Annotated in this window: 26 protein-coding genes; 15 read left to right on the forward strand and 11 right to left on the reverse strand. The window is 66.2% G+C overall.

What is annotated here, in order from left to right:
• Positions 1-171 precede the first annotated feature (171 nt).
• Positions 172-381: a hypothetical protein gene (locus CVN68_RS11035; protein ID WP_233503681.1), complete on the reverse strand. Its 210-nt coding sequence runs from the start codon at positions 379-381 to the stop codon at positions 172-174.
• A 27-nt stretch (positions 382-408) separates the two neighbouring features.
• Between CVN68_RS11035 and CVN68_RS11040 the strand changes: the two genes are divergently transcribed.
• Positions 409-1,218, forward strand: a complete 810-nt coding sequence (locus CVN68_RS11040) for a class I SAM-dependent methyltransferase (protein ID WP_100282253.1) — start codon at positions 409-411, stop codon at positions 1,216-1,218.
• A gap of 88 nt (positions 1,219-1,306) precedes the next feature.
• The gene (locus CVN68_RS24295) at positions 1,307-2,347 is read left to right on the forward strand and encodes a methyl-accepting chemotaxis protein (protein WP_324871786.1); all 1,041 of its coding nucleotides are present in this window, start codon (positions 1,307-1,309) and stop codon (positions 2,345-2,347) included.
• Between the two features lie 33 nt (positions 2,348-2,380).
• On the opposite strand, the gene phaR is transcribed toward CVN68_RS24295, so the two are convergent.
• Positions 2,381-2,947 (reverse strand): polyhydroxyalkanoate synthesis repressor PhaR, encoded by a 567-nt coding sequence (phaR, locus tag CVN68_RS11050; protein ID WP_100282255.1) that lies wholly within the window; start codon positions 2,945-2,947, stop codon positions 2,381-2,383.
• Positions 2,948-3,015: 68 nt separating this feature from the next.
• Here phaR and CVN68_RS11055 point away from each other — a divergent pair, with 68 nt between their 5' ends.
• The 4 genes from CVN68_RS11055 to CVN68_RS11070 all read left to right on the forward strand — a co-directional run bounded on the left by CVN68_RS11055 (position 3,016) and on the right by CVN68_RS11070 (position 9,829).
• On the forward strand, positions 3,016-4,026 hold the full coding sequence (locus tag CVN68_RS11055) for an alpha/beta fold hydrolase (RefSeq protein WP_100284352.1): 1,011 nt from the start codon (positions 3,016-3,018) through the stop codon (positions 4,024-4,026).
• A gap of 37 nt (positions 4,027-4,063) precedes the next feature.
• The gene (locus CVN68_RS11060; protein ID WP_100282256.1) at positions 4,064-5,236 is read left to right on the forward strand and encodes an acetyl-CoA C-acetyltransferase; all 1,173 of its coding nucleotides are present in this window, start codon (positions 4,064-4,066) and stop codon (positions 5,234-5,236) included.
• 251 nt (positions 5,237-5,487) lie between these two features.
• Positions 5,488-8,763: a TonB-dependent receptor domain-containing protein gene (locus tag CVN68_RS11065; RefSeq protein ID WP_100282257.1), complete on the forward strand. Its 3,276-nt coding sequence runs from the start codon at positions 5,488-5,490 to the stop codon at positions 8,761-8,763.
• An 82-nt stretch (positions 8,764-8,845) separates the two neighbouring features.
• Positions 8,846-9,829 (forward strand): 2OG-Fe(II) oxygenase, encoded by a 984-nt coding sequence (locus tag CVN68_RS11070; RefSeq protein WP_100282258.1) that lies wholly within the window; start codon positions 8,846-8,848, stop codon positions 9,827-9,829.
• On the opposite strand, the gene CVN68_RS11075 is transcribed toward CVN68_RS11070, so the two are convergent.
• Positions 9,826-10,851 carry an alanine racemase gene (locus CVN68_RS11075; RefSeq protein ID WP_100282259.1) on the reverse strand — a complete coding sequence of 342 codons (1,026 nt, stop codon included), beginning with the start codon at positions 10,849-10,851 and terminating at the stop codon, positions 9,826-9,828. The genes CVN68_RS11070 and CVN68_RS11075 overlap by 4 nt on opposite strands.
• 10 nt (positions 10,852-10,861) lie before the next feature.
• Positions 10,862-12,448 (reverse strand): MFS transporter, encoded by a 1,587-nt coding sequence (locus tag CVN68_RS11080; RefSeq protein ID WP_233503302.1) that lies wholly within the window; start codon positions 12,446-12,448, stop codon positions 10,862-10,864.
• Positions 12,449-12,562: 114 nt separating this feature from the next.
• Between CVN68_RS11080 and CVN68_RS11085 the strand changes: the two genes are divergently transcribed.
• Positions 12,563-12,826 carry a DksA/TraR family C4-type zinc finger protein gene (locus tag CVN68_RS11085; protein WP_100282260.1) on the forward strand — a complete coding sequence of 88 codons (264 nt, stop codon included), beginning with the start codon at positions 12,563-12,565 and terminating at the stop codon, positions 12,824-12,826.
• Between the two features lie 66 nt (positions 12,827-12,892).
• On the opposite strand, the gene CVN68_RS11090 is transcribed toward CVN68_RS11085, so the two are convergent.
• Positions 12,893-14,758, reverse strand: coding sequence for an ABC-F family ATP-binding cassette domain-containing protein (locus CVN68_RS11090; protein WP_100282261.1), 1,866 nt, complete (start codon positions 14,756-14,758; stop codon positions 12,893-12,895).
• A 216-nt stretch (positions 14,759-14,974) separates the two neighbouring features.
• Here CVN68_RS11090 and CVN68_RS11095 point away from each other — a divergent pair, with 216 nt between their 5' ends.
• On the forward strand, positions 14,975-15,370 hold the full coding sequence (locus CVN68_RS11095; protein ID WP_100282262.1) for a GFA family protein: 396 nt from the start codon (positions 14,975-14,977) through the stop codon (positions 15,368-15,370).
• On the opposite strand, the gene metH is transcribed toward CVN68_RS11095, so the two are convergent.
• From metH to CVN68_RS11115, 4 genes are all read right to left on the reverse strand, one after another.
• A complete protein-coding gene (gene metH / locus CVN68_RS11100) occupies positions 15,357-17,957 on the reverse strand; it encodes a methionine synthase (RefSeq protein ID WP_100282263.1) in 2,601 nt (866 codons plus the stop codon). The genes CVN68_RS11095 and metH overlap by 14 nt on opposite strands.
• A gap of 97 nt (positions 17,958-18,054) precedes the next feature.
• Complete coding sequence (locus CVN68_RS11105; RefSeq protein ID WP_100282264.1) at positions 18,055-19,101, reverse strand: homocysteine S-methyltransferase family protein; 1,047 nt, start codon at positions 19,099-19,101, stop codon at positions 18,055-18,057.
• Positions 19,102-19,187: 86 nt separating this feature from the next.
• A complete protein-coding gene (gene metF, locus CVN68_RS11110) occupies positions 19,188-20,105 on the reverse strand; it encodes a methylenetetrahydrofolate reductase [NAD(P)H] (protein ID WP_199560064.1) in 918 nt (305 codons plus the stop codon).
• Positions 20,102-21,055, reverse strand: coding sequence for an ArsR/SmtB family transcription factor (locus CVN68_RS11115; protein WP_100282265.1), 954 nt, complete (start codon positions 21,053-21,055; stop codon positions 20,102-20,104). The genes metF and CVN68_RS11115 overlap by 4 nt, the downstream gene beginning before the upstream one ends.
• A 101-nt stretch (positions 21,056-21,156) precedes the next feature.
• Between CVN68_RS11115 and CVN68_RS11120 the strand changes: the two genes are divergently transcribed.
• From CVN68_RS11120 to CVN68_RS11125, 3 genes are read left to right on the forward strand one after another with little or no spacing between them, the layout of a single operon-like run.
• On the forward strand, positions 21,157-21,390 hold the full coding sequence (locus CVN68_RS11120) for a hypothetical protein (protein WP_100282266.1): 234 nt from the start codon (positions 21,157-21,159) through the stop codon (positions 21,388-21,390).
• Positions 21,390-21,536 carry a hypothetical protein gene (locus CVN68_RS23160; RefSeq protein ID WP_158298833.1) on the forward strand — a complete coding sequence of 49 codons (147 nt, stop codon included), beginning with the start codon at positions 21,390-21,392 and terminating at the stop codon, positions 21,534-21,536. The genes CVN68_RS11120 and CVN68_RS23160 overlap by 1 nt, the downstream gene beginning before the upstream one ends.
• A complete protein-coding gene (locus CVN68_RS11125) occupies positions 21,533-22,483 on the forward strand; it encodes an aldo/keto reductase (RefSeq protein WP_100282267.1) in 951 nt (316 codons plus the stop codon). The genes CVN68_RS23160 and CVN68_RS11125 overlap by 4 nt, the downstream gene beginning before the upstream one ends.
• On the opposite strand, the gene CVN68_RS11130 is transcribed toward CVN68_RS11125, so the two are convergent.
• Positions 22,480-22,785, reverse strand: coding sequence for a putative quinol monooxygenase (locus CVN68_RS11130; RefSeq protein ID WP_100284355.1), 306 nt, complete (start codon positions 22,783-22,785; stop codon positions 22,480-22,482). The two genes, CVN68_RS11125 and CVN68_RS11130, sit on opposite strands and share 4 nt — an antisense overlap.
• Before the next feature lie 94 nt (positions 22,786-22,879).
• On the opposite strand from CVN68_RS11130, the gene CVN68_RS11135 reads away from it, so the two are divergent.
• From CVN68_RS11135 to CVN68_RS11145, 3 genes are all read left to right on the forward strand, one after another.
• The gene (locus CVN68_RS11135) at positions 22,880-23,212 is read left to right on the forward strand and encodes a winged helix-turn-helix transcriptional regulator (RefSeq protein ID WP_100282268.1); all 333 of its coding nucleotides are present in this window, start codon (positions 22,880-22,882) and stop codon (positions 23,210-23,212) included.
• 63 nt (positions 23,213-23,275) lie between these two features.
• Entirely contained in the window at positions 23,276-24,046 is a 771-nt protein-coding gene (locus CVN68_RS11140) for a histidine phosphatase family protein (protein WP_100282269.1), read from the forward strand.
• Entirely contained in the window at positions 24,043-24,921 is an 879-nt protein-coding gene (locus CVN68_RS11145; RefSeq protein WP_100282270.1) for an NAD(P)H-hydrate dehydratase, read from the forward strand. The genes CVN68_RS11140 and CVN68_RS11145 overlap by 4 nt, the downstream gene beginning before the upstream one ends.
• Here CVN68_RS11145 and CVN68_RS11150 read toward each other — a convergent pair.
• Positions 24,918-25,322, reverse strand: a complete 405-nt coding sequence (locus CVN68_RS11150) for a GFA family protein (RefSeq protein ID WP_100282271.1) — start codon at positions 25,320-25,322, stop codon at positions 24,918-24,920. The genes CVN68_RS11145 and CVN68_RS11150 overlap by 4 nt on opposite strands.
• Positions 25,323-25,407: 85 nt before the next feature.
• On the opposite strand from CVN68_RS11150, the gene CVN68_RS11155 reads away from it, so the two are divergent.
• Positions 25,408-26,100 (forward strand): helix-turn-helix transcriptional regulator, encoded by a 693-nt coding sequence (locus tag CVN68_RS11155; protein WP_100282272.1) that lies wholly within the window; start codon positions 25,408-25,410, stop codon positions 26,098-26,100.
• Positions 26,101-26,318 lie beyond the last annotated feature (218 nt).

The raw sequence follows: 26,318 nt of genomic DNA on the forward strand, positions 1-26,318 counted from the left end.
GGGGCCCGCTCGATGAAATCGAGTGGGAAGGATGGGAGGGATGTGTCTTGCTACGACTCCCCCTCACCCTTCCGCCGACTTCGTCGGCTCCACCCTCTCCCACAAGGGGAGAGGGTGGGAATTACCCGCAAGTGGGTCGTCCGCGGCCGCTCCGCTCCCCAAATTCGCGATCTAGCGCAGGTTGAGCGCCACGCTCGCGAGGATCAGTGCGATCAGCATCGCCAGCACCTGGATGAGCGTCCACGGCATGAATCCGACCTCGTCCATGTCGCGCCGGCGACGGCGTCGATGCTCGCCGAAACCGCCGATTATAGCGACCAGGACCGCCACCGCCGCGCCGGCCCATAATTGTTGTTGCATCGACTCGAAAAACTCCCACATGGCGATGCATCTAGGCAAGGAAATGTGATGCGCCAGACCCTGACCGTGCTCGGCCTTCTCACCACTGCGATTGCAGTCGCCAGCGTCGCCGCCGGCGAGCCGCGAACCCAGCGCCACGCGCTCCAGGACGCGGTGTCCGCTGCCACGCGCACCCCCGCCAATGTCGCGCGCGACAAATATCGCCATCCGGTCGAGACGCTGAGCTTCTTCGGAGTCAAGCCGGGCGACACGGTTGTCGAGGTCTGGCCCGGCGGCGGCTGGTACACCGAGATCCTCGGGCCGCTCACTGCCGGCAAGGGCACGCTCTGGGCCGCGGCGCCCTGGCCCAACGGGGTGAAGGGTGCGCAGGCGCTCCAGGCCAAGGACGCCAAGGCCTATGGCCATCTGAAATTCGCCGCCTTCCCCTGGGCCGAGGGCCAGCCCAAGGTTCCCGACGGCAGCGCCGATATCGTCCTCACCTTCCGCAACGTCCATAATTGGCGGATGGGCAATAAGGATGGCGATTATTCGCCAAAGGCGTTCGCGCAGATGTTCGCGATGCTCAAGCCGGGCGGCGTACTCGGCATCGAGGACCATCGCCTGCCCGAGAGCGCCAGCGCCGAGCGCGAGAAGAGCAGCGGCTATATCAAGGTATCGACCGTGCGCCAGCTCGCCGAGCAGGCCGGCTTCAAGTTCGTCGCCGCGTCCGAAGTCAACGCGAATCCGAAGGACACCACGGAGTGGGAGAACGGCGTCTGGACGCTGCCCCCGACCTATCGGCTCAAGGACGTGGATCGCGCCAGATACGAAGCGATCGGCGAGAGCGACCGGATGACGCTAAAGTTCAGGAAGCCCTGAACATTTTCTTGTTGCGGTAGCGAATCCTCCACGCTCCATTAACCAATCGTCTATAGCAATTTGATCCGTGCCACGCCGGATCCGCTCCTTGCTCTCCGTCCTTCGCGACGAAGTCGACAGCTTCGCCAGCACGAGCGAGGAAATCGCGGCGCGCACCAATCTGCTCGCGCTCAACGCCGCGATCGAGGCTGCCCGCTCGGGCGAGGCCGGCCGCGGCTTCTCGGTGGTCGCGCAGGAAGTGAAGGCGCTCGCCCAGCAGGCACGCCATGCCAGCCTCGCATTCCGCTCCGAAGTCCGCGAGCGTCTCGCGATGGGCGCAGGCATCGCCGACGAGATGGTCGGCGAGATCGAGGGCACCCGGCTGGTCGAACTCGCCCAGGCGCTGATCCAGAACGTCACTCGACATCTCTACGGCCGCAGCATCGATCTGCGGCTGCTGGCGTCCGATGCCGAAGTGATCGCCGCCACATTGGACCCCACGCCCGAGAAGCTCGCCGCCGCGCAGGCGCGGCTGGCCAGCTTCACGCAAACCTCGCCTTTCTATCTCAATGCCTTCGTCGCCGATCGCGAAGGCCGGATCATCATGTCGTCGGATCCCAATGCGCGCGTCCGCCAGACCAATGTCGTCAATGCCCCGCAATTCCTCAAGGCGATGGGCAGCGCCCATCCCGATCAGTGGTTCACCGACGAAGTCTGGCAGAATCCTTGGTCCGATCACCGCGCGGTTTTGGTCTTCGTCACGGGTATCCGCCCGCGCGGCGCCGAGGGGCGACCAGCCGGCGTGTTCTATGTCGAATTCGACTGGGAAGAGCGCATCCCCGGGATCATCTCGGACCGCTCCCTGTTCGGCGAGAAGGAATGGGGACGCACCCGCATCTCGATCGTCGATGCGGCGGCGCGGATCGTCGCCGACTCCGCGGGCACGCGCTTCGGCGAGACGATTGCGCTCCCGGCAAAAGCGGTCCGCGGCGCCGAGGCGCGTGCCGACACCACGATCGCCTTCGCCACCGCCGCCAGCTATCACGGTTTCGACGGGCTGGGCCTGCGCTGCGTGATCGAGCAGAAGATGATCAGCGCCGAGGAAATCCAGGCGGCGTTGGGAGGATTCGGGACGCGAAAGCGCATCTGACTCCCCTCCCGGCAAGGGAGGAGAGCAGGCCCGTCACTTTCCGAGCTTCTCGATCTTGTCCTGCAACCGCGCCAGCTCGGCCTTGAGCGCGGCGACATCGTCGCCACCCTCTGCCGCCGCGGCCGGCTGGGCGCCCGGAGCCACGGCACCGGCGCCGCCCGGCTTGAAGGCCTCTGCCGCCGCCTCGAACATCGCCATGTTGCGCTTGGCGATCTCGGCGAAGGGCGAGTTGGCGAAGGCGCCCTCGACTGCCGACTTGAACTGCTCCTGGTTGCGCCGGAAACTGTCCATCGACGCTTCGAGATAGCCCGGCACCATCGCCTGCATCGAATCGCCGTAGAGCGAGATCAGCTGGCGGAGGAAATTGACCGGCAGCATCGACGTGCCCCGCGATTCCTCTTCCATGATGATCTGGGTGAGGACGTTGTGCGTGATGTCCTCGTCGGTCTTGGCGTCGACCACCTTGAAGTCCCGGCCCTCGCGCGTCATCGCAGCGAGATGATCGAGCGTTATGTAGGACGAGGTTTCGGTGTTGTAGAGTCGGCGGTTGGCGTATTTCTTGATGATCACCGGACCCGAGCCCGCAGCAGCTTTCTTCATGGACACCCCCGCGCGTGAATGATGATACCCTAACATCCTTTGCCGCATCGCAACAAGGGCCTCGACCGCTGCCCTTGTTCCTTGCCCTGCTGCGCAGCGAAACTGCAGCATCGCCCGAACGACGCGCCGCAGCACTTGCCGGGCTTCGCGCCTATCAGGAGGCGCCTCGCCCCGCCCCCCGCCCGCCTCGGCCCGCAATCGCACAAACCGGCCGCGCCACGCTGCGCGACTATGGCGGCAGCGGCATGCCGGTGGTGTTCGTGCCCTCGCTCATCAATCCGCCGCTCGTGCTCGATCTGGCCGAGGACAATTCGCTGCTCGGCTGGCTCGCGGAACAGGGCGTTCGACCGCTGCTCGTCGACTGGGGCGTCCCGACCCCCGAGGATCGCGCGCAGGACGTCACTACGCATGTCGAGCAGCTCCTCCTGCCGCTGCTCGCCACGCTCGATCGCCCGCCGGTCCTCGCCGGCTATTGCCTCGGCGGCACCATTGCGACCGCCGCGGCGGCGGCGATCGACACCGCCGGCCTCGTCACCATCGCCGCGCCATGGCGCTTCGCCGGCTATGGCGACGCGCTCGAACCGATCTCGGCGCTGTGGGACGAGGCGCACCTCACCTGCGAGCGACTCGGCCTCGTGCCGATGGAAGTGCTGCAGGCGGGCTTCTGGCAGCTCGATCCGAAGCGCACCGTCACCAAGTTCGAACGCTTCGCCCGTCTCGGTCCGGACAGCGCCGAATCGCGCGCGTTTGTCCGGCTCGAGGACTGGGCCAATGGCGGCGCGCCGCTCCCCTTCGCCGCCGGGCGCCAGCTGTTCGACGAGTTCTTCGTCGCCGATCTGCCGGGCAGCGGGCGCTGGAAGGTCGGCGGACGCACTGTCGATCCGGAGGCGCTGGATGTGCCTGCCCTCTCCTTCGTCTCGACCACCGACCGTATCGTGCCCGCCGCCAGCGCCGCCCGCATCGGCACGGTACGCGAGCTGGCGATGGGCCATGTCGGGATGATCGTCGGCGGCCGCGCGCGCGGCGCGCTGTGGCAGCCGCTCGTGGACTGGCTAAGCGCGCTCGGCCCCACTAGATAGCCGCCAACCACAAAGACACCCGCGCAGGAGTTCTTCCATGACCGACATCGTCATCACCGCCGCCAAGCGCACGCCCGTGGGCAGTTTCCTCGGCGCCTTCGCCGCGACTCCCGCGCATGAGCTCGGCCGCGTCGCGATCGAGGCGGCGCTCGAACAGGCCGGAGTGAAGGGCGAGGAAGTCAGCGAAGTCATCCTGGGGCAAGTGCTCACCGCGGCGCAGGGCCAGAATCCGGCGCGCCAGGCGTCGATGGCCGCGGGCGTGCCCAAGGAAGTCCCCGCCTGGGGCGTCCAGCAGGTCTGCGGCTCGGGCCTGCGCGCGGTCGCGCTCGCTTTTCAGGCGATCAAGACCGGCGACGCGACGATCGTCGTCGCCGGCGGGCAGGAGAGCATGTCGATGAGCACCCATGCCCAATCGCTGCGGCCGGGCACCAAGATGGGCGATCTCAGCCTCGTCGACACGATGATCAAGGACGGCCTGACCGACGTGTTCAACGGCTATCACATGGGCATCACCGCCGAGAATCTCGCAGAGCAATATCAGGTCACCCGCGGCGATCAGGACGCGTTTGCCGTCCGCTCGCAGAACCTCGCCGAAAAGGCCCGCGCCGAGGGCCGCTTCAAGGACGAGATCGCCCCGGTCACGATCAAGGGTCGCAAGGGCGACACCGTGGTCGCCGATGATGAATATATCCGCGCGGGCGCCACGGTGGAGGGCGTCGCCGGGCTGCGCCCCGCCTTCAAGAAGGACGGCACCGTAACCGCAGCCAACGCCTCGGGCCTCAACGACGGCGCCGCGGCGCTCGTGATGATGAGCCGGGAAGAAGCCGAGAAGCGCGGCAGCACCATCCTCGCGACGATCAAAAGCTGGGCGAGCGTCGGTGTCGATCCCTCGATCATGGGCATCGGCCCCGTTCCGGCGTCGAAAAAGGCGCTCGAAAAGGCCGGCTGGACGATCGCCGATCTCGACCTGATCGAAGCCAATGAAGCGTTCGCCGCGCAGGCGCTGTCGGTCGGCAAGGAGCTCGGCTGGGATGCCGATAAGGTGAACGTCAATGGCGGCGCGATCGCGATCGGCCACCCGATCGGCGCCTCGGGCGCGCGCGTGCTCACCACCTTGATCTACGAGATGCAGAAGCGCGACGCCAAAAAGGGCCTCGCAACTCTGTGCATCGGCGGCGGCATGGGCATCGCGATGTGCATCGAACGCTAGTCGTTCGGCGGCGCGGCGACGAAATCGCTGCGCCGCATCTCTATGCGACTTACCGTCATATGACACTTAGTCACTAATGTTACAAAATTACCGAACTTCGCAACGCAGCGCAACAAAACGCAAATCGCTGTAGCATATCTGCAACAGGCTGCCGGTAATTAATCCGCAGTTCACAAACGGCCTTGCGCCACGACACCCGCACGGGAAGTCATGGTTCCAATCGGGCATTCTCGCCCGCAGGGGCCTTAAACATGAAAACCAGCCGACTTCTCGGTGCTACCGCTCTGGCGAGTGCCGCGTTCCTGTTTCCTCTCGTTGCGCAGGCGCAATCCAGCGAGCCCGTCGAGGCCGCGCAGAGCGACACGACCGAGGCGACCCAGGACGATGCCACGATCGTCGTGACGGGATCGCGCATCCGCCGCCCGAACGACGATTCGCCCGTGCCGGTGACCACCGTCACTGCTGCGGAAATCTTCCAGACCGGCCGTGTCTCGGTCGGCGACGTCCTCAACGACCTGCCGCAGCTGCGCTCGTCGATGGGTTCGCAGAACTCGACCTCGGGTCTCGGTACGCGCGGCGTCAACTTCCTCGATCTGCGTGGCCTCGGCCGCGCGCGCACGCTGGCGCTGATCAATGGCCGTCGCCAGACCTCGGCCGACATCATCAACAACGGCAATGCGATCGACATCAACACGCTGCCGACCGACCTGATCGACCGCGTTGACATCGTGACCGGCGGTAATTCGTCGATCTACGGTTCGGACGCGATCGCGGGCGTGGTGAACTTCATTCTGAAGGACAGCTACGACGGCGTGCAGATGCGCGCCCAAGCCGGCATCAGCACCTATGGCGACGCCGGCAACCAATATGTCTCGATCGTCGCGGGCAAGAACTTCGCCGAGGGCCGCGGCAACATCGCGTTCAACGCCGAATTCGCGCACCAGAACGACTATTATGCGTCGGGCCGCCCGAACCTGCGCCAGAACAACGGCTTCGTCATCGTCGACACCGATACCGGCGCGTCGTTCGACAACGTTCCGGACCGCTTCTACTTTAACGACATCCGCAGCGCGACGATCGGCCTCGGTGGGCAGCTCGGCTTCCGTTATGCGAACACTGCGGGCGCGCCCTGCGGCAATGACGCGGTCGGCTCGTCCTTCACCTGCGGCTTCCTGTTCCAGCCGGACGGCAGCCTGGTTGCGCAGCAGGGCCTTCGCGTCGGACTCGGTCCGAACGGCAACTATATCGGCGGCAACGGTACCAGCAGCCGCGAAGGCAAGCTGATGGCCCTTTCGCCGGATCTGAAGCGCTACGTCTTCAACGCTCTCGGCCATTTCGAAGTCTCGCCGGCCTTCGTGCCGTTCTTCGAAGCCAAATATGTCCGCACCGAAGCCTTCGGCACGCAGAGCGGCCCGTTCTTCTCGCAGGGTCAGACCCTGGGTGACGGCATCTCCATCGCCGGCTTCAACGACCGCTCCTACGCCTCGGGCACCGGCGGCGCAGCGGGTGGCGTGGTCAACCGCGAAGGCATCCGCGTCGACAACCCGTTTCTGTCGGCTGCGGCCCGCAACACGATCCAGGCACAGCTGACCGCGGCGGTCAACTCGGGCGTCAATCCGAACACCGGCACGCTGTACATTCCGGCCCGGACCGCGACGCAGACCGACGCGCAGTACGCCGCGGTCGTGGCGGCGGGTACCGCCAACCGGGCAACTACGCTCGCGCAGATCGCTGCCGGCACCTACCGCTTCTCGCTGCGTCGCAACTGGGTCGATCTCGGCACCCGCGACGAAGAGATGAAGCGTGAGCTGTACCGTGCCGTCGTCGGCGTGAAGGGCGATCTCGGTTCCGACTGGAACTATGAAGTCTCGGCCAATTACAGCGAGCACAAAGAGTCGAGCGTCATCACCGGCAACGTCAACACCCAGCGTTATTTGCTGGCGCTGGACACGACGACCAACGCCGCCGGCCAGATCGTCTGCCGCTCGCAGGTCGACGGTCGCTATGCGGGTGACGACGTCGCCGGCAATGCCGCGCAGCTTGCCGCCGACGTCGCGGCCTGCGTTCCGCTCAATCCGTTCGGTGAGGGCTCGGTCAGCCAGGCCGCGCTCAACTACCTCGTCACCCCGACCACGGCAGTCGGCAAGTCCAGCCAGTTCGTCGCCAGCGGCTTCGTGTCGGGCAACCTCCCGATCAACCTTCCGGGCGGCGCCATCGGCGTTTCGATCGGTGCGGAATATCGCAAGGAGACGCTCTCCTACGATCTCGACGATCTGACCCAGGCCGGTTACGCCTTCTACAACGCGATCCCCAGCTTCACCGCGCCGTCGTTCGAAGTGAAGGAAGTGTTCGGCGAAATCTCGCTGCCGCTGATCAAGGACGTTCCGCTCATGCAGGAGCTGACGGTCACCGGTTCGGGCCGCATCGCCGACTACAAGGGCGGCACCGGCACGGTCTACGCGTTCAGCGGCGGCGCCACGTGGCGTCCCGTCCGCGACCTGATGTTCCGCGGGTCGTACTCGAAGTCGGTGCGCGCGCCGTATCTCGGCGATCTCTACTCGGTTCCGGGGCAGAACTTCACCCCCGCTCCGGCCGATCCCTGCTCGGCACGCAACATCAACACCGGTTCGTCAACCCGCGAAGCAAATTGTAACGCAGCGGGCCGTCCGGCTGGGTACGACTTTGTCTACACGGCATCGCTGGAGATCCTCAGCGGCGGCAACCCCAACCTGAAGGCTGAGACTTCGAAGTCGATGACCATCGGGGGCGTGTTCCAGCCGAGCTTCGTGCCCGGCCTCGCAATCTCGGTCGACTATTACGACATCACCGTGGACGACGTGATCACGTCGCCGGCGGTCCAGTCTGCCCTGAACGCCTGCTACGACGCACCTGATCTCAACAACCAGTTCTGCGCACTGTTCGAGCGTGCGGGTGCCGGCGGCGGCCCGCGCGGCGAGCAGCCGTTCCGCATTCTGGAAGGTTCGTATCAGGACTCGCCGCAGAACTACGCGCAGTTCAAGGCGCGCGGCATCGATACGCAGATCGGCTACAACCGTGACTTCGGTTGGGGCAAGCTGAGCATGAAGGGCGTCTGGACCCACGTTATCCAGCGCGACAACTTCACCGATCCGGCACGTCCGACCTTCAAGAACGTCCTCGTCGGCGAGCTTGGCGATCCGGAAGATAACTTCAACATCAGCACCGATCTGAAGCTCGGGCCGCTCACGCTCGGCCACAGCTTCCGCTACCTCGGCCGGCAGTATATCAACACCTGGGAAGACTATAACGCCGTCAACGGCGGCCCGCCCCAGAACCCCGATTATGCCGAGATCGCGCAGCTCCCGTCGGTGACCTATCACGACATCCGCTTCGATCTGGAAGTGAACGACCAGTTCAACTTCTACGGCGGCGCGGCCAATGTCGGCGACACCAAGCCGCCGTACGGCTTCACCGGCATCGGCGCTGGTTCGGGCATCTACGACAACCGTGGCCGCTTCTTCTACGCGGGCGTCACCGCGAAGTTCTGATAGCGACACGACCAGACTGAAAGGGCCGGGGTTCGTTCCCCGGCCCTTTTTCTTTGTGCCCGATCCGCGCTAGACGAGGGCCATGGCGAGCAATCCGATCGAGCAGGCGCATCTGTTGGCATCGCGCGGCCAGACCAGGCCGGCAGTCGTGCTGCTCGAGGCGGCCGGCGCGGCGGGCGATGCACAGGCACTGATGCAGCTCGCCGTCTGGCAGCTCGCAGGCACCCATGTAGCGCGCGATCTCGACGCCGCCCGCGTCACGTTGCGTCGCGCAGTCGCAATCGGCCATGTCGACGGCGCGCTGATGGAAGTCGCGCTCACCGCCAGCGGCAATGGCAATGCACGCGCACCGGACTGGCAAGGCGCAATCGCACTGCTCGACAAGGCTGCGGCCGGCGATCCCGTCGCTACAGCGCAGCGCGCGCTCATCGGTGCGATGGCGCTCACTAGCGACGGTGCACCGCTGCGCGTTCCGCAAGGTCAGGTGATCAGCGCATCGCCGCGGGTGGTCCATTATCCCGCATTGCTGAGCGAGCGCGAGTGCGCGCATGTGGCGTCGGTCGGTGCCGGATTGCTCGAACCCGCGCAGGTGATCGATCCGCAGACCGGCCGCCTCGTCCCGCATCCGATCCGCACCTCGGACGGCGGCGCGATCGGCCCGACGCGCGAGGACCTGGTGATCCGCGCGCTCAACCTGCGGATCGCCGCGATCAGCGGCACGCGAGTCGAACAGGGCGAGCCGCTAACGGTGCTACGCTACAGTCCGGGACAGGAATATCGCCGCCATCTCGACACCATTGCAGGCGCGCGCAACCAGCGCATCCGGACCGTATTGGTCTATCTCAACCAGGGTTTTGGCGGCGGCGAGACGCAATTCCCGATGCTCGGCCTCGATGTCCGTCCCCGCGGCGGCGATGCGATCGTGTTCGACACGATTTTGCCCGACGGCTCACCCGACACTCGCACCCTCCACGCCGGCGCCCCGGTGACTGCCGGCGCCAAATGGCTCGCCACGCGCTGGATCCGCGCCGAGGCGATCGACCCCTGGACGATTCACGCCGGCTAGCCCCACATCCGATCGAACCGGTCGCCCAGCCCGGTGAGCAGTTCATATTGCGACAGACCGCTGAGCGCCGCGGTCTCCGGCAGCGCATAATCGAGCGTCAGCCAATCGCCCTCCGCCAGTGCGGGTGCCGCATCGACCGCGACCGCCGTCAGATCCATCGAAATGCGCCCGATCACCGGCAGCATCGTGTCGCCGGCACGCGCCCGCCCCTTGCCCGAGAAGCAGCGCAGATAGCCGTCGGCATAACCGAGGTTGAGCACTGCGATTTCAGTATCCCTCGAAGCGACGAAGGTCGCATTATACCCGACGATCTCGCCCGCGCGCACGCGCCGCCGCTGGAGTATCTGCGCCTCCGGCGACGCGACCTGCCGGATGCCGGTATGTCCGGCGCGCTGGCGTCCGCCATAGAGCGCGATCCCCGGCCGCGTCAGATCGAAGGCGTAGTCCGCACCGAGCGCGATGCCTGCCGAATTGGCCAGGCTCATTCGTCGCGCCGCAGTCCGCCCGCGCAGCACAGCGAACGCCGTCCGCTGCTGCTCGTTCAGCGGCACGTCCTCGTCGGCGCATGCCAGGTGGCTCATCAAGGTTTCGATCTCGAGCCCGTCGAGCAGCCCCGCCGCGATATCCTCGGGCGCGATGCCGAGCCGGTTCATGCCGGTATCGACCATCACGTCGCATAGCCCGCCGCCCGCCGCGCGCCAGCGACGCACCTGCTCGATCGTGTTCAGCACCGGCCGGGCGTCGGGTGGGCGATCGGCCAGGTCGGCATCGCGCACTCCGTGGAGCACCGAAATCGAGACACCGAGATCCGCCAGCGCGCGCGCCTCGCTCCACACCGCGACGAAGAAGTCGCGACAGCCGGCAGCCGCTAGTCGCCGCACGACCTCGCGCGCGCCCAGGCCATAGCCGTCGGCCTTGACCGCCGCGCCGCACGCCGCGCCATTGCTCAGGTCGCGCAGCAACTGCCAATTGGCGACCAGCGCGTCGCCGTCCAGCCTCAGCCTCAGGGGGGAATGCGTCATGCCAGCGCGGTTAGCGTCTGGCGGGCGCGCGCGCCACCGTCTCCTTCAGGCCCCAGGCGGTCACCGCCAGCGCCATCGCCACCACCGCGAAGGTGTACCACAGCCCCGCATAGGGATTGCCGGTCCGCGCGACGATATATTGGCTGATCAGCGGCAGGAACCCGCCGAAATAGCCAGTGCCGATATGATAAGGGATCGACATCGAGCTGTAGCGGATCTTCGACGGGAACATCTCCGATAGCAAAGCCGCCACCGGCCCATAGGTGGCCCCGGAGAGCGCCATCAACGCAAGGATCGCCAGCGCGATGATCGCGATGTTGCCCACTGGCGGCACCATCGGCTTGAGATCGTATCCGGCCGCCGCCAGCGCGGCGTCGAGACCCGCCGGGTCGGTATCGGCGACGGGAACGCCGCCGACGGACACCGTCACCGCGGGCGCGCGGGTGGTAGTGTAGGCGACGCCCTTTTTAGAGAAATGATCGAGCAATTTGCCGCATTCGTCGGCTTGCTTCGCCGCGAACGGATCATAGCCACATTGTGGGCCGGAGACGACCACGGGCGCCCGACGCGCCGCTTTCGCCAGCTCGGGGTTGGCCGCACTGCCGATCACCCAGAACAGCGGGAACAGCAGCACCAGGGTCAGCGCATAGCCCGCGACGATCGGGATCTTGCGCCCGATCCGGTCGGAGAGGTGTCCAAAGAACAGGAAGAACCCCATACCGAGGATCGCCGACCCGCCGGTGATCAGCTGCGCCGCGGTCGGATCGAGCCGCATCGGCCCGGAAAGGAACGACAGCACCGAGAACATCGACGTGTACCAGATCACCGTCAGTCCCGCCGCGATCCCGAACAACGCGACGAACAGCCTTTTGCCGTTGCCCGGATAGGTGAAGCTCTCGATGAATGGATTGGCCGCGGTCTCGCCGGCTTCCTTCATCGCCTTGAACACCGGGCTCTCGGAAAGCTTGAGCCGCATCCACAGCGAGATGGCGAGCAGCAGGATCGAGAACAGGAACGGCACACGCCAGCCCCAGCTGTCCCACACGCCGGCGAGCGCGAACTTCGAGAGCAAAACCACCGCGAGGCTGAGGATGAACCCGCCGACCACGCTCGCCTGGATGAAGCTGGTGTGAAAGCCCGCGCGGCCTGGCGGCGAATGCTCGGCGACATAGATTGCCGCGCCGCCATATTCGCCGCCCAGCGCCAGCCCCTGGCAGATGCGCAGCAGGATGATCAGCACCGGCGCCGCCATGCCGATCGCGGCATAGCTCGGCACCAGGCCGACGCCGGCGGTCGCCACCCCCATCAGCGTGATCGTGACGAGGAAGGTGTATTTGCGCCCCAGCTTGTCGCCGAGATAGCCGAACAGCACCGCGCCGAGCGGGCGGAAGCCGAATCCCACGGCGAAACCGGCCCAGGCGAGCAAGGTCTGGAGCACTTCGTTACCCGCGGGGAAAAAGGTCCGCCCGATGATCCCCGACGCGGCCAGCGTGCCGTAGATGAAGAAGTCGTACCATTCGAACACGGTGCCCAGCGACGATGCACCGATCACCAGCCGCATGTCTTTCGCACTCGGTTCGGCCGCCGCACTGGCCATCTTGCCCCTCCTGTTTGGCAGATGGTGTAGCGCGGCTGCGCGCGGCGGCAAGGGCAGCCTTGGAACCTGCGGCGAGGATATCTATTTCAGTGCGAAGTGAACGGGATAGCCTGAATGGCGAACGGGTGGGCGCAGGATGGCGCCGTGCAGGATCAGATCGACGATACCGTGGCGGACGCAGTGACCGCCGCGCGGGCGCGCATGCCCTCGGGCGAGAGCGCGATATGGTGCGCGGTCTGCGGCGACGACATTCCGGAAGCGCGCCGCCGCGCACTGCCCGGGGTGCGCACCTGCGTGCCGTGCCAATCTGGCCGCGACGCGAACCTGCGCAGCGCCGGAATCAATCGCCGCGGCAGCAAGGACAGCCAACTCCGGTAGCAGCGGCGGCTTTGCTCGATAGTGCTGTCGTAACCAGAGTGCAGGCAGCAGCGCGTCGCCGCGACCTCAGGCGTCGATCGCCTCCAGCGCCTCGCTCGCCGCCATCCACGCCGCCTCGGCCGCGTCGATCTTGCCACTGAGTTCGGCGCGGCGCTTCATCAGCTCGGTCATGGTGAGGCTGGTCAGCGCGGCATCGGCGGTAGAGGGATCGAACATCGCCCGCTCGACCGCGCTGCGCTGCTCGGTGAGCCTCGCCAGCTCCGCCTCGGCGGCCTTCGCGGCCTTGCGCAGCTCGGTACCCTTCTCGCGCGCCTCGGCCGCGGCGCGGCGCGCTTCCTTCTTGTCGGCCTTGGAAAGCTTGGGGCCCTGCCCCTCCTTGCTGAGCACGAACGCGATGTAATCGTCGAGCGACCCGTCGAATTCCTTCGCAGTGCCCTGGTCGACCAGCACCAGCCGGTCGGCGGTCATCTCGAGCATGTGGCGATCGTGGCTGACCAGCACAACGGTGCCGGTATATTCGTTGAGCGCCTGGATCAGCGCCTCGCGCGCGTCGACGTCGAGATGGTTGGTCGGCTCGTCGAGGATCAGCATGTGCGGCGCATCGCGCGTGATCAGCGCCAGCGCCAGCCGCGCGCGCTCGCCGCCCGAGAGCTTGCCGACCTCGGTGGTCGCCTTTTGCCCCGAAAAGCCGAACCGCCCAAGCTGGCCGCGCACCGCGCTCTGGCTCGCCCCCTTCATCAGCACGGTCATGTGCTGGAGCGGCGTCTCGCTGCGTTCGAGTTCCTCGACCTGATACTGCGTGAAATAGCCCACCCGCATCTTGCCGCTGGCGTTCATCGCGCCTTCCATCGGCGTCAGTTGCGCCGCGAGCAGCCGCGCCAGCGTGGTCTTGCCGTTGCCGTTGCGCCCGAGCAGCGCAATCCGGTCATCGGGATCGATCCGCAGATTGAGCCGCTTGAGGATCGGCGTCTCGCCATAGCCCACCGTCGCGAGATCAAGCGTGATCAGCGGCGGCCGCAATTCGTCGGGGTTGGGGAAATCGAAATGCAGCGTCGGATCGTCGAGCAATTCGGCGATCGGCTGCATCTTGGCCAATGCCTTTTGCCGGCTCTGCGCCTGTTTGGCGGTGGAGGCGCGGGCGGAGTTCTTCGCGATATATTCCTGCAGATGCTCGCGCTGCGCCTGCTGCTTGGCGCGCGCCGAGGCGATCTGTGCCTGCCGCTCGGCCCGCTGCCGCTCGAACGCGTCATAGCCGCCGGGATACAGCGTCAGCTTGCCGCGATCGAGATGGAGGATGTGGTCGACGACATTGTTGAGGAAGTCGCGCTCGTGGCTGACCAGCAGGATCGTCGCCTGATAGCTTTTCAGGAAATCTTCGAGCCACAGCACCGCCTCGAGATCGAGATGGTTTGAAGGCTCGTCGAGCAGCAGCACGTCGGGCTGCGAGAACAACAGGCTGGCCAGCGCCACGCGCATCTTCCACCCGCCCGAGAAGCTGTCGAGCGACGCGTGCTGCATCTCCTCGTCGAAGCCGAGCCCGACCAGGATCTGCGCCGCGCGGCTCGGCGCGGTATACGCGTCGATCGCCATCAGCCGTTCGTGGACTTCGCCCAGCCGGTCGGGATCGTGGCTCGTCTCGCTCTCGTGGAGCAAGGCCGCGCGTTCGAGGTCGGCCGCCAGCACCGTCTCGAACGGCGTGGCATCGCCATGCGGGGCTTCCTGCGCGATATAGCCGAGTCGCGCGCCGCGCGGCATGTCGACGCTGCCGGTATCGGGTTCGAGCTGCGACGCGATCACCTTGACCAGAGTCGTCTTGCCGGCGCCGTTGCGCCCGATCAATCCGATGCGGCCGCGCGGGGGCAGCTTGGCGGTGGCGTTGTCGAGGATCGTGCGCCCGCCGAGGCGCACCGTGATGTCGGTCAGGTTGAGCATGATGCGCGCGCCCCTAGCACTCCCGGCGCCTGGACCCAAGCTTTTCGCACCTGCAGCATGACATCCATCGATATTTGCACAGATCCGACATTGTGCGTGCGCGGCCGTGCGGTCGCCCGACGGAGGTCTCGCCCGCGCTTCCTCATCGCCTTGTCGGGCCTCAGCTTGGCGCCGGCAAATCGGATCGTTATTCGCACCCCTGCGAGGGAGGGCGAGATGATCCACGGTTCATGCCATTGCGGCGGCGTTCGTTTTCAGATCGATCGGCAGATCGACGAACTCACCACCTGCGATTGCTCGCTCTGCGCAATGCGCGGCGCGCTGATGGCGAAGGTGTCGGAGACCGCGCTCGAATTGACCGCAGGCGAGGCGCTGCTCACGCTCTATCAGTGGAATACGCACCGGGCGCGCCACTATTTCTGCAGCCGCTGCGGCATCTATGTCTTCCACCGCAAGCGGGCGGCGCCCGATCATTTCGGTGTGAACGCCCGCTGCCTCCACGACTTCGAGCTCGCTGCGCCGCCGGTGCGCGCGACCGAGGGCGCGAACATGACCGTCGAGGATTCGAACCCGCGCGATCGCTGGCCCGGACCCCGTGTCAGTCGAGGTTAGGCCGCAGGTACCGCGTCGCTAATTCGAGCGAGATGCCGCGGCGCGCGGCATATTCCTGAAGCTGGTCCTGCCCGATCCTCGCGACACCGAAATATTCGGCCTGCGGGTGGCCGAAATAAAATCCCGACACCGCCGAAGTCGGCAGCATCGCGAAGCTCTCGGTGAGCGAAATGCCGGTGCGCTTGTGCGCGTCGAGCATCTTGAACAGGATCGGTTTGAGGCTGTGCTCGGGGCAGGCCGGATAGCCCGGCGCCGGACGGATCCCGCGATACTGCTCCTTGATCAGCGCCTCGTTGGTCAATTGCTCGCCCTCGGCATAGCCCCAGAGCGAGGTCCGAACGAACAGATGCAGCCGCTCGGCGAATGCCTCGGCAAGGCGATCCGACAGCGCCTTGAGCAAGATGTCCGAATAATCGTCGATCGCGTTCTTGAAGCGCGCGAGATGCGGCTCGATGCCGTGGAGGCCCACCGCGAACCCGCCGATCCAGTCGCCGTCATGGTCGATGAAATCGGCGAGGCACATATTGGCGCGGCCCTCGCGCTTGGCGATCTGCTGGCGCAGCATCGGCAGCGTATAATGCACTTCGTCCTCGACATGGACGATGATGTCGTCGCCCTGCCGCCGGCACGGCCACAAGCCGGCGACGCCGCGCGCGGTCAGCCATTTCTCCGCAATGATCTTGTCGAGCATCGCCTGCGCATCGGCGAACAGCGAAGTTGCGCTCTCACCGACCACCTTATCCTCGAGGATCGCCGGATAATTGCCCGCCAGCTCCCACGCGCGGAAGAACGGCGTCCAGTCGATATATTTGCGCAGGTCGCTCAGGTCCCAGTCGAGGAACTCGTGCACCCCCGGCATCCGCGGCTTGCCCGGCTTGAGCGCCATGTCCGCTTCGAACGCATTGTCGCGCGCCTTTTCGATCGGCACCAGTTCGCTCTGGCCGCGCCCGGCGCGCGCTACCCGCACCGCTTCATATTCGGCCGCGATCTTGGCGACATAATCGTCGCGGATCGTCTCGGACACCAAAGTCGTTGCGACGCCGACCGCGCGGCTGGCGTCGAGCACATGGACCACCGGTCCCTTATAGGCCGGCTCGATCCGCAGCGCGGTATGCACCCGGCTCGTCGTCGCCCCGCCGATCAGCAGCGGCATCGTCATCTGGAGCCGCTGCATCTCCTCGGCAACGGTGACCATCTCGTCGAGCGACGGCGTGATCAGCCCCGAAAGCCCGATCATGTCGGCGTCGTTCTCGTTCGCCGCCTCGATGATCTTCGACCACGGCACCATCACGCCGAGATCGACCACGTCGAAGCCGTTGCACTGGAGCACCACGCCGACGATGTTCTTGCCGATATCGTGGACGTCACCTTTCACGGTCGCCATGATGATCTTGCCCTTGCCCTTGGCACCGGGCTCCTTGGCGGCCTCGATATAGGGCAGCAGATGCGCGACCGCCTTCTTCATCACCCGCGCCGACTTGACCACCTGCGGCAGGAACATCTTGCCCGATCCGAACAGGTCGCCGACGACGTTCATCCCGTCCATCAGCGGGCCCTCGATCACTTCGATCGGCCGCGCAAAGGCGAGGCGGCATTCTTCGGTATCCTCGACGACGAACGCGTCGATGCCCTTGACCAGGGCATGTTCGAGCCGCTTGGCAACCGGCCAGCCGCGCCATTCGGCCGCCTGCTTCTCGGCGACTGCGTCGGTGCCGCGAAACTTTTCGGCAAGCGCCACCAGCCGCTCACCCGCATCGGGATCGCGGTTGAGGATGACATCCTCGCACGCCGTCCGCAGCACGGGCTCGATCTGGTCATAGACGTCGAGTTGCCCCGCGTTGACGATCGCCATGTCCATCCCGGCGGGGATCGCATGATACAGGAACACCGAGTGCATCGCCTTGCGCACGGCTTCGTTGCCGCGGAACGAGAACGACAGGTTCGATAGCCCGCCCGAGATATGGACGTGCGGGCAGCGCGCCTTGATCTCCTTGCACGCCTCGATGAAGTCGACGCCGTAGTTGTTATGCTCCTCGATCCCCGTCGCGACTGCGAACACGTTCGGATCGAAGATGATGTCCTCGGGCGGGAAGCCGATCCCGACGAGCAGATCATAGGCACGCGAGCAGATCTCGACCTTGCGCTCCTTGGTGTCGGCCTGGCCGGTCTCGTCGAACGCCATCACGACGACCGCTGCACCATAGGCCATGCACTTGCGGGCATGCTCGAGGAACTGGTCGACGCCTTCCTTCATGCTGATCGAATTGACGATCGGCTTGCCCGAGACGCATTTGAGCCCGGCCTCGATCACATCCCATTTCGAGCTGTCGACCATCACCGGGATCCGCGCGATGTCGGGCTCGGCCTGGATCAGCTTGAGGAACGTGGTCATCGCCTCGTGCGCGTCGAGCAGACCCTCGTCCATGTTGACGTCGAGCACCTGCGCGCCGGCCTCGACCTGCTGCAGCGCGACTTCGACCGCGGCGGCATAATCCCCCGCCATCACCAGCTTCTTGAAGCGGGCGGAGCCGGTGACGTTGGTGCGCTCGCCGATATTGACGAAGCTGGTGGAGGAGGCGGTGGTCATTGTTGATCCTAATCGTCATCCCGGCGAAAGCCGGGATCTCATGCGGCAAGCGCACGCTTAAGCAATCCGGAGACCCCGGCTTTCGCCGGGGTGACGGTTACACCGCCATCGTGAACGGCTCGAGCCCGGCCAACCGCGTCCGCACTTCCGGTGTCGGGATCGGCCGCACCGGCAAATCCTTCACTGCCTCGGCGATCGCCGCGATGTGCGCCGGAGTCGATCCGCAGCAGCCGCCGAGCACGTTGACCTGCCCAGCATCGGCCCATTCCTTGACCAGCGCCGCGGTCGTCGCGGGTTCCTCGTCATAAGCGCCCAGCTCGTTGGGCAGTCCGGCGTTCGGATAGACCATGATCAGCGTGTCGCACAAAGCGCTCAGCGTCTTGACGTGCGGGCGAAGCTGCTCGGCGCCGAACGAACAATTGAGCCCGATCGTCAGCGGTTTGGCGTGCCGCACCGCGTGCCAGAACGCCTCGACGGTGTGCCCCGATAGGTTGCGACCCGACAGATCGGTCAGCGTCATCGACATCATGATCGGCAAGTCGCGGCCGAGGTCGTTCGCCGCCTCGATTGCCGCCATGATCCCGGCCTTGGCGTTGAGCGTGTCGAACACCGTCTCGATCAGGATGAAGTCCACGCCGCCCTCGACCAATGCGTCGATCTGCTCGCGATACACGTCCTTGAGATAATCGAAGTCGATCTCGCGATAGCCGGGGTCGTTGACATCGGGGCTCAGCGACAAGGTCTTGTTGGTCGGCCCGAGCGCGCCGGCAACGAAGCGCGGGCGGCCGTCCTTCGCCTCGAATTCGTCGGCGATGCTGCGCGCCAGCTTGGCGCTCTCGACATTGATCTCGCGCACCAGATGCTCGGCGCCGTAATCGGCCTGGCTGATCCGGTTGGCCGAGAAGGTGTTGGTCTCGGCGATGTCCGCCCCCGCCTCGAAATAGGCGCGGTGGATCGACGCGGGCACCTCGGGCATGGTCAGCGCGAGGATGTCGTTATTGCCCTTCTGGTCATGGCTCAGCCCGAGGTTGCCGGCATAGGCCGCCTCGTCGAGCTTCCAGTTCTGGATCTCGGTCCCGAATGCGCCGTCGGTGATCAGGATGCGTTTTTGCGCTTCGGCCAACAGGGTTTCGCGTGCAGTCATAATCTCGTCATCCCGGCGAAAGCCGGGATCTCCCTAGTCTTGGCGTGCCCTTGCGGCACAAGATCCCGGCTTTCGCCGGGATGACGTCAGGCCGCCACCAGCTCCGCGCCGACCTTTGGCCGCAGCCCGAGCAGATGGCAGATCGCGTAGCTCAATTCGGCGCGGTTGAGCGTGTAGAAATGGAATTGCCGCACATCGCCGGCGTATAGCTTCCGGCACAGCTCCGCGGTGAGCGTCGCCGCGACCAGCTGCCGTGCTGCGGGATGCTCGTCCAATCCCTCGAACAATTTGCCCATCCATGCCGGCACCGCAGTGCCGCACATCGCCGACATCCGCTGGACGCTGGCGAAGTTCATCACCGGCATGATGCCGGGGACGATCTCGGCAGTGATCCCCGCCTTGGCGGCATTGTCGCGGAAGCGAAAGAAGGTCTCAGGCTCGAAGAAGAACTGGGTGATCGCGCGCGTCGCGCCCGCATCGATCTTGGCCTTGAGGTTGTCGAGGTCGGCAGTGGCGTTCGCCGAGTCCGGATGGCATTCGGGATAGGCTGCGACCGAAATCTCGAACGGGTGGAGCTTGCTCAGCCCCGCCACCAATGCCGCGGCATTTTCATAACCGCCGGGGTGCGACGCGAACTTCTCGCCCGCCCGCGGCGGATCCCCGCGCAGCGCGACGATATGGCGCACGCCCGCCGCCCAATATTCCTCGGCGACCTGATCGATTTCCTCGCGGGTCGCCTCGACGCAGGTGAGGTGCGCCGCGGCCGGGATCCTTGTCTCGCGCGCGATCCGCGCCACCGTGTTATGGGTCCGCTCGCGCGTCGTCCCGCCCGCGCCATAGGTCACGCTGACGAAGCGCGGCCCCAGCGGGCTGAGCGTCTGGATCGATTCCCACAGGGTCTCTTCCATCTTCTCGGTCTTGGGCGGAAAGAATTCGAAGCTCACTTCGATGTCGCCGGCCACGTCCGCAAACAGCGGCGCCGCCAGCGGGTCCAGGATGCTCATGCCGCCTTCACTTCCTTCAATTTCTCGCCGGTCTTGCGACCCAGCCACAACTTCACCGTCAGTTCGCCGCCCTCGAGCGTCTCGACCAGCACCGGCGCGAGGCCGGCATTGGCAAACCAGCCGAGGATCTGCTCGTCCGAGAAACCCAGCCGGGTATGCGCGTCGCGCGAGCGCAATTCCTCGCGGTCGTGCGGCGCGAAATCGACGATGAGCAGTCGTCCACCGTCGCTCAGCACCCGCGCCGCCTCGCCGATCGCTGCGCCCGGCTGCTGCGCGAAGTGGAGAACATGATGCAATATAGCCGCATCGGCCCCGCCATCGGCGAGCGGCAGCGCATAAAGATCGGCCTGGCGAAGCTCGGCATTGGCGAGCCCACGCTCGGAAAGCTTGGCGCGGGCCAGCCGCAGCATCTCGGACGAACGGTCGATCCCAAGCGCCTGTTCGGCGAGCGGCGCGAACAGTTCGAGCATCCGCCCGGTGCCGGTGCCGATGTCGATCAGGCAGCCGAGCTTCGTATCGCCCAAGGCTTTGGCCATCGCCGCCTCGACTTCGCTGTCGGCGACATGAAGCGAGCGAATCGCGTCCCATTCGCCGGCATTGGCCTCGAACCATTCGGCGGCGGCGCTCGCCCGATCGGCCCGCACCGCCGCCAGCCGCGCCTCGTCGGCGACGGTCCAGTGATCGGCTTCGTCCCAGCTGTCGAGTGCGGCGAGGATCGGCTGGACCTTGGCCTGCGCGCCCAACGCGACGAACACCCAGCTGCCTTCCTTGCGGCGCTCGACCAACCCGGCGTCGCAGAGGATCTTCACATGCCGGCTGACTCGGGGCTGGCTCTGTCCCAGCACTTGCGCAAGCTCGCCCACCGACAGCTCCATCGCGCGCAGCAATGCGACGATGCGCAGCCGCGTTGAATCGGCGAGGGCGCGGAAGATGGCGAGAGCCTGGACCATGTCGGATATAGATATAAAGATATCTTTATATCAGGTCAACGCAGTTGCGCCGCGCGTCGCCGCTGGCTAGCCCTCAGGACACCCAACAAGAGGATCACCCCATGCGCAAGACCCTGCTCCTCCTCCCCGTGGCGCTTCTCGCGGTCAGTGCCTGCAGTGGCGCCAAAAACGAGGCCGCCGAAGCCAATGAGACGATCAGCGGCGACAGCAACACGATGGGCGAAGCGGTCAGCGACGTGAACGCTGCCAATGCCGCCACCGAATCCGCCTTCACCGAAGCCGAGAATTCGTACGAGGGCAACGCAGTCGCGGCCGGCAACGAGATCGAGGAGTGATGCGCGGGCTGCCGCTGCTTCTCCTGCTCGCGCTCGCCGCCTGCGGCGGGTCGGGCGACGATGGCGGGAGCAGCCCCGACGAGGCGCGGCAGCTCAACGCAGCGGCGGCGGCGACCGACATCAATGCCGCGAGCGCGCAGCAATGACTCCGCCCCGGGAACTCGGCGCCAGCGGCCTGATGACACCACCCTTGGTGCTCGGCGGCAATGTCTTCGGCTGGACCGCGGACGAGGCTGCCAGCTTCCGCATCCTCGATCGTTTCGTCGATGCCGGCGGGACGATGATCGACACCGCGGATGTCTATTCGAGCTGGATCCCCGGCCATCGAGGCGGCGAATCCGAGACGATCATCGGCGCATGGCTGCGCGCTTCGGGCAAGCGCGACAAGGTGCTGCTCGCCACCAAGGTCGGGATGCTCGACGGCGACGGCGGGAGCAAGCTCGCCCCGGCGCGCATCGTCTCCGCAGCAGAGGCTTCGCTGCGGCGGCTCGGGGTCGACGCGATCGATCTCTATTTCGCGCATCAGGACGACGAGGATGTGCCGCAAGCCGACGTGCTCGCTGCGTTCGATACGCTGATCAAGGCCGGCAAGGTCCGCGTGCTCGGTGCCTCCAACTTCCACGCCGCGCGGCTCAAGTCCGCGCTCGACGTGGCGACGCGCGACGGGTTGCCGCATTACCGCGTGCTCCAGCCCGAATATAATCTCGTCAGCCGCCACAAGTTCGAGGGCGAGCTGCAGGATCTGTGCATCACCCACAATATCGGCGTGGTGCCTTATTACGGGCTCGCCTCGGGCTTTCTCACCGGCAAATATCGCGGCACCGCCGATCTCGGCAAAAGCGTCCGCGGCGGGCGGATGGCGGCGTTGCTGCAGGGCAAGGGCGGTGCGGTGCTCGCGGCGATGGACGAAGTCGCGGCCGAGACCGGCGCGAGCCTCGCCCAGATCGCCCTCGCCTGGCTCGCCGCGCAGGACGGCGTCACTGCGCCGATCGCCAGCGCGACGAGCATCGAACAGCTCGACGAGCTGGTCGGCGCGGCGGAAGTCGAACTGACCCGCGACCAACGCGATCGTCTAACGGCTGCGGGCGCCTAGCGCAGTCCGGATACCATCCGCGGCGTGTAATGCCGCATTTCGGCGATCTCGGGGACGAATTCCCGGATCGCCGCAAGGAATGGCGGGAAATGCGGCCCGCGGCGAAAGCCCTGCATATGCGCTGCCGCGCTCGTCCATTCGATGCGCAGAACGAAGCTGTTTGGCGCGTCGTCGCATTGCGCAAGGTCGTAGCCGAGGCATTCGGGCGCGGCGTCCAGATGCACGCGGGCAGCTTCATATGCCGCGATCAGCGCGGCCGGTTCGTGCTCGACAAGCAGATAGCGGATATATTCGATCGTCATCACGGTTCCTTGCACATACGAAGTCGCTTGCCGGGCCGTCGTGCGGCGCGAGCCGATCATTTTCAACGCACCAGTTGGTGCGCGCGGAGGCAGCATGAAGCGATTGAAAGCGACCTATGGCTGCCCGGTCGAACTCGCGCTCGAGTTCGTCGGCGGCAAGTGGAAAACCGTCATCCTTGCCCGGCTCAAACAAGCGCCGCAGCGATATGGCGACCTGCGGGCGCGGATCGACGGCATTTCGGACAAGGTATTGACCGAGCGCCTCAAGGACCTCGAGCGGCTCGACCTGATCGAGAAGCGAAGCGACGGCACCGCACTCGTCTACCACCTGACCGGTCGCGGCGAGAGCCTCCGCCCGGTGCTCGAAGCCCTGTACCGCTGGGGCAATGTTCTGGTCGAAGATCTGCCGGTCACGATCCGACCGTAGCGGAGGAACACCGGGCGAGCTGCCGCATTCTCCCGATATGTCCTTCGTGAGCCGCCGCACCGCATGACCACCAATCGCTGGCCCGCACGCCTGTGGCTTGTCCGCCACGGCCAGAGCGCCGGCAATGTCGCGCGCGACCTCGCCCATGCATCGGGCGAGCACCGCATCGCCATCGAGGGCCGCGACGTCGACGTGCCGCTGTCCGTGCTCGGCTACGCCCAGGCTGAAGCGCTCGGCCGCTGGTTTGCGCGTGGCGAGGGCAATGGCCGCCCCGACGTGATCCTCGCCAGCCCCTATCTTCGCGCCCGCGAGACCGCGCGGCGCTTCCGCGATGCCGGCGGCGCCGCCCCGTACGAGAGCATCTGCGTCGATGAGCGGCTGCGTGAGAAGGAGTTCGGCATTCTCGACGGCCTCACCACCGCGGGCATCCGCGCGGTGCAGCCAGAACAGGCCGAGTTCCGTCGCCTGCTCGGCAAATTCTATCACCGTCCGCCCGGCGGCGAGAGCTGGTGCGACGTGATCTTCCGGCTGCGCTCGCTGATGGACACGGTGTCGCTCCATTATGCCGGCCGGAACGTGATGATCGTCGCCCACCAGGTCGTGGTATTGTGTCTGCGCTACATCATCGAGAATCTGTCCGAGGCCGAGATACTCGCGATCGACAAGGACGGCGACGTCGCCAATTGCTCGATCACCGAATATGCGCACGATCCGGATGCGGGGAAGGACGGCGGCCTCGTCCTCGTCCGCTACAACGCCACTGCCCCGGTCGACGAAGACCCTGCCGCCGAGACCACGTCCGCGCCCGACGCGCTGGTCGGCCCACGCGGATGACCCCGCTCGATACCAGCTGGCTCGCCGCGCACCCGCTTCCCGAGCCCGGCGCGGATACCGACAAGAACAGCCGCGGCCGCGTGCTCGTCGCCGGCGGCTCGGAGACCGTCCCCGGTGCGCTCCGCCTGACCGGCGAGGCCGCATTGCGGGCCGGCGCGGGCAAGCTCCAGCTCGCCACGGTCGAGCGCGCGGCGATTGCTCTCGGCGTGCTCGTGCCCGAAGCGGCGATCTTCCCGCTTCCCGCCAACCCCGCAGGCGAGCTCGGCGACGCGGCCGGCCAGGTGCTGACCGGCTATCTCGAACGCTGCGACGCGCTGGTACTCGGCCCCGGCACCGGCGCAGAGGCGCCGGCCGAGGCCATTCTGAAGGCCGTCGTCGCGCGGCCATGCGCCTCGCGCACGATGGTCCTCGACGCCGCGATCATCGCCGCCGCCGCCGATATGGCCGACGAAATCCGGGCGCATGACGGCCGCATCGTCCTCACCCCGCACCCGGGCGAGATGATCCGGCTGATGCGCTGCGACCCTTCGCGTATCCAAACCGATCCCGCCGGACTCGCACAGGAAGCCGCGCGCCGTTTCCACGCAATTGTGCTGCTCAAGGGCGCCGAGACGTGGATCGCCTGCCCGGGGGAAGGCTTGCTGCGCTATCCCGGTGGCGGCCCCGGCCTCGCCACCGGCGGCTCGGGCGACGTGCTTGCCGGCATCATCGGCGGACTGCTCGCGCGCGGCGCCGCGCCGCGCACCGCCGCCGCCTGGGGCGTATGGCTGCACGGCGAGGCAGGACGCCGCCTCGCCGAGCGGATCGGCCCGCTCGGCTTTCTCGGCCGCGAACTGCTCGGCGAGATCCCCCGGCTGCTCGCGGCGGCAGGCTAGAGGTAGCTCGTCACCGCCGGTGAATTCCACCACGCATTGTTGCGCCCGTCGCTGTAGCGGACCGGTGCCGCCGCCAGTTCCTCGTCGGTCGCGTCATCGAGCGCGCCGAGCTGCACCGAAACGAACGCCCCGCCGATCTCGGGCACGTCGCCTTGGCTGAACGGCGCGCAGCCGCACTTGCTGCAGAAGCGGTGGCTGCCCTGCCCCGTGCCGAACGAATAGTCGCTGAGCACTTCCGCGCCGCTGAGCAGCCGGAATGCCTCGGGCTTGAGCAGCGCGCCCCAATTGCGCCGCTTGGTGCAGATCGAGCAATTGCATTTGCCCGTGCCCTCGGCGAGGTCGATCTCGGCCTCGAAGCGGACCGCGCCACAGTGGCAGCTGCCATGATATGTCTTCTGCATCGTCTGTCTCCCTCGATTGCAAGGTCGACTTACTGCCATGCTGCTGCCAGCATGGTGTCAGCAGCATGGCAGTAGGATCCCTTCGATGCGCAAGGCCGACCGTCTTTTCCAGATTGTCCAGATCCTGCGCCGCACGGCGCGGCCGGTGACCGCCGATGCGATCGCCGAAGAACTCGAGACCTCGAAGCGTTCGGTCTATCGCGACATCGCGGCACTGATCGGCCAGCGCGTGCCGATACGCGGCGAGGCGGGCATCGGCTATGTCCTCGAAGGCGGCTTCGACTTGCCGCCGCTGATGCTCACCGCGGACGAGATCGACGCGGTTGCGCTGGGCGTCCAATGGGTCGCCGGCCATGCCGATCCGGCGCTGGCCCGCGCGGCGAAGGACGTGCTCGCCAAAGTCGCGGCGGTGCTGCCCGAGGAGATGCGCGGCTTTCTCGAAGATCCCTCGGCACGTACGCCGCCCGCCTGGGACCCGGTGGTCCACCGCGTCGACGCCGCGGAGCTCCGCGGCGCGATCCGCGCCGCGCGCAAGATCGCCATCCACTACACCGATCCTTCCGGCACCGGGACCGAACGAACGATATGGCCGCTGGTGATCGGTTACCTCGATTCGGCCCGCGTGCTCATAGCGTGGTGCGAACTCCGCAAGGGTTTCCGCACCTTCCGCCTCGATCGTATCGACGCGGTGACGTTCCTCCCAGACCGGATACCCAGCGATCCCGGCGCCCTGCGCCGAAAATGGCGGGCGACTTTGGGGATGCCGCGAACCGCCTGAATAAGCGGCGGCGCGATTCGCAAGCGACACGCGGTACATCCTGTCCAGCATGATGATACCGGTATCATGTTTGTCATCATATTGGTTTTAATAGATTTTATTCCTGTCATCGATGGTTGCTCGAGGCAAGTCTTGCCGCTACCATCATGCTACCGGTGTCTATAGCGCCATCGGGAGAGACGACCGCAAAGGTCGCGGAATGGGAGAGGTGAACGCCC

Origin of the sequence: Sphingomonas psychrotolerans (assembly GCF_002796605.1) — a bacterium.
Taxonomy (GTDB): Bacteria; Pseudomonadota; Alphaproteobacteria; order Sphingomonadales; family Sphingomonadaceae; genus Sphingomonas; species Sphingomonas psychrotolerans.

Coding starts and splice junctions, on each gene's coding strand:
- CVN68_RS11135 (WP_100282268.1), top strand. CDS start 22,880: ATGAAGCGATTGAAAGCGACCTATGGCTGCCCGGTCGAACTCGCGCTC.
- CVN68_RS11070 (WP_100282258.1), top strand. CDS start 8,846: ATGGCGAGCAATCCGATCGAGCAGGCGCATCTGTTGGCATCGCGCGGC.
- CVN68_RS11035 (WP_233503681.1), bottom strand. CDS start 381: ATGTGGGAGTTTTTCGAGTCGATGCAACAACAATTATGGGCCGGCGCG.
- CVN68_RS11060 (WP_100282256.1), top strand. CDS start 4,064: ATGACCGACATCGTCATCACCGCCGCCAAGCGCACGCCCGTGGGCAGT.
- CVN68_RS11065 (WP_100282257.1), top strand. CDS start 5,488: ATGAAAACCAGCCGACTTCTCGGTGCTACCGCTCTGGCGAGTGCCGCG.
- CVN68_RS11145 (WP_100282270.1), top strand. CDS start 24,043: ATGACCCCGCTCGATACCAGCTGGCTCGCCGCGCACCCGCTTCCCGAG.
- CVN68_RS11075 (WP_100282259.1), bottom strand. CDS start 10,851: ATGACGCATTCCCCCCTGAGGCTGAGGCTGGACGGCGACGCGCTGGTC.
- CVN68_RS11150 (WP_100282271.1), bottom strand. CDS start 25,322: ATGCAGAAGACATATCATGGCAGCTGCCACTGTGGCGCGGTCCGCTTC.
- CVN68_RS11115 (WP_100282265.1), bottom strand. CDS start 21,055: ATGGTCCAGGCTCTCGCCATCTTCCGCGCCCTCGCCGATTCAACGCGG.
- metF (WP_199560064.1), bottom strand. CDS start 20,105: ATGAGCATCCTGGACCCGCTGGCGGCGCCGCTGTTTGCGGACGTGGCC.
- CVN68_RS11040 (WP_100282253.1), top strand. CDS start 409: ATGCGCCAGACCCTGACCGTGCTCGGCCTTCTCACCACTGCGATTGCA.
- CVN68_RS11080 (WP_233503302.1), bottom strand. CDS start 12,448: ATGGCCAGTGCGGCGGCCGAACCGAGTGCGAAAGACATGCGGCTGGTG.
- CVN68_RS11095 (WP_100282262.1), top strand. CDS start 14,975: ATGATCCACGGTTCATGCCATTGCGGCGGCGTTCGTTTTCAGATCGAT.
- CVN68_RS11125 (WP_100282267.1), top strand. CDS start 21,533: ATGACTCCGCCCCGGGAACTCGGCGCCAGCGGCCTGATGACACCACCC.
- CVN68_RS11090 (WP_100282261.1), bottom strand. CDS start 14,758: ATGCTCAACCTGACCGACATCACGGTGCGCCTCGGCGGGCGCACGATC.
- CVN68_RS11105 (WP_100282264.1), bottom strand. CDS start 19,101: ATGACTGCACGCGAAACCCTGTTGGCCGAAGCGCAAAAACGCATCCTG.
- CVN68_RS11130 (WP_100284355.1), bottom strand. CDS start 22,785: ATGACGATCGAATATATCCGCTATCTGCTTGTCGAGCACGAACCGGCC.
- CVN68_RS11120 (WP_100282266.1), top strand. CDS start 21,157: ATGCGCAAGACCCTGCTCCTCCTCCCCGTGGCGCTTCTCGCGGTCAGT.
- CVN68_RS11085 (WP_100282260.1), top strand. CDS start 12,563: ATGGCGAACGGGTGGGCGCAGGATGGCGCCGTGCAGGATCAGATCGAC.
- phaR (WP_100282255.1), bottom strand. CDS start 2,947: ATGAAGAAAGCTGCTGCGGGCTCGGGTCCGGTGATCATCAAGAAATAC.
- metH (WP_100282263.1), bottom strand. CDS start 17,957: ATGACCACCGCCTCCTCCACCAGCTTCGTCAATATCGGCGAGCGCACC.
- CVN68_RS23160 (WP_158298833.1), top strand. CDS start 21,390: ATGCGCGGGCTGCCGCTGCTTCTCCTGCTCGCGCTCGCCGCCTGCGGC.
- CVN68_RS11140 (WP_100282269.1), top strand. CDS start 23,276: ATGACCACCAATCGCTGGCCCGCACGCCTGTGGCTTGTCCGCCACGGC.
- CVN68_RS11155 (WP_100282272.1), top strand. CDS start 25,408: ATGCGCAAGGCCGACCGTCTTTTCCAGATTGTCCAGATCCTGCGCCGC.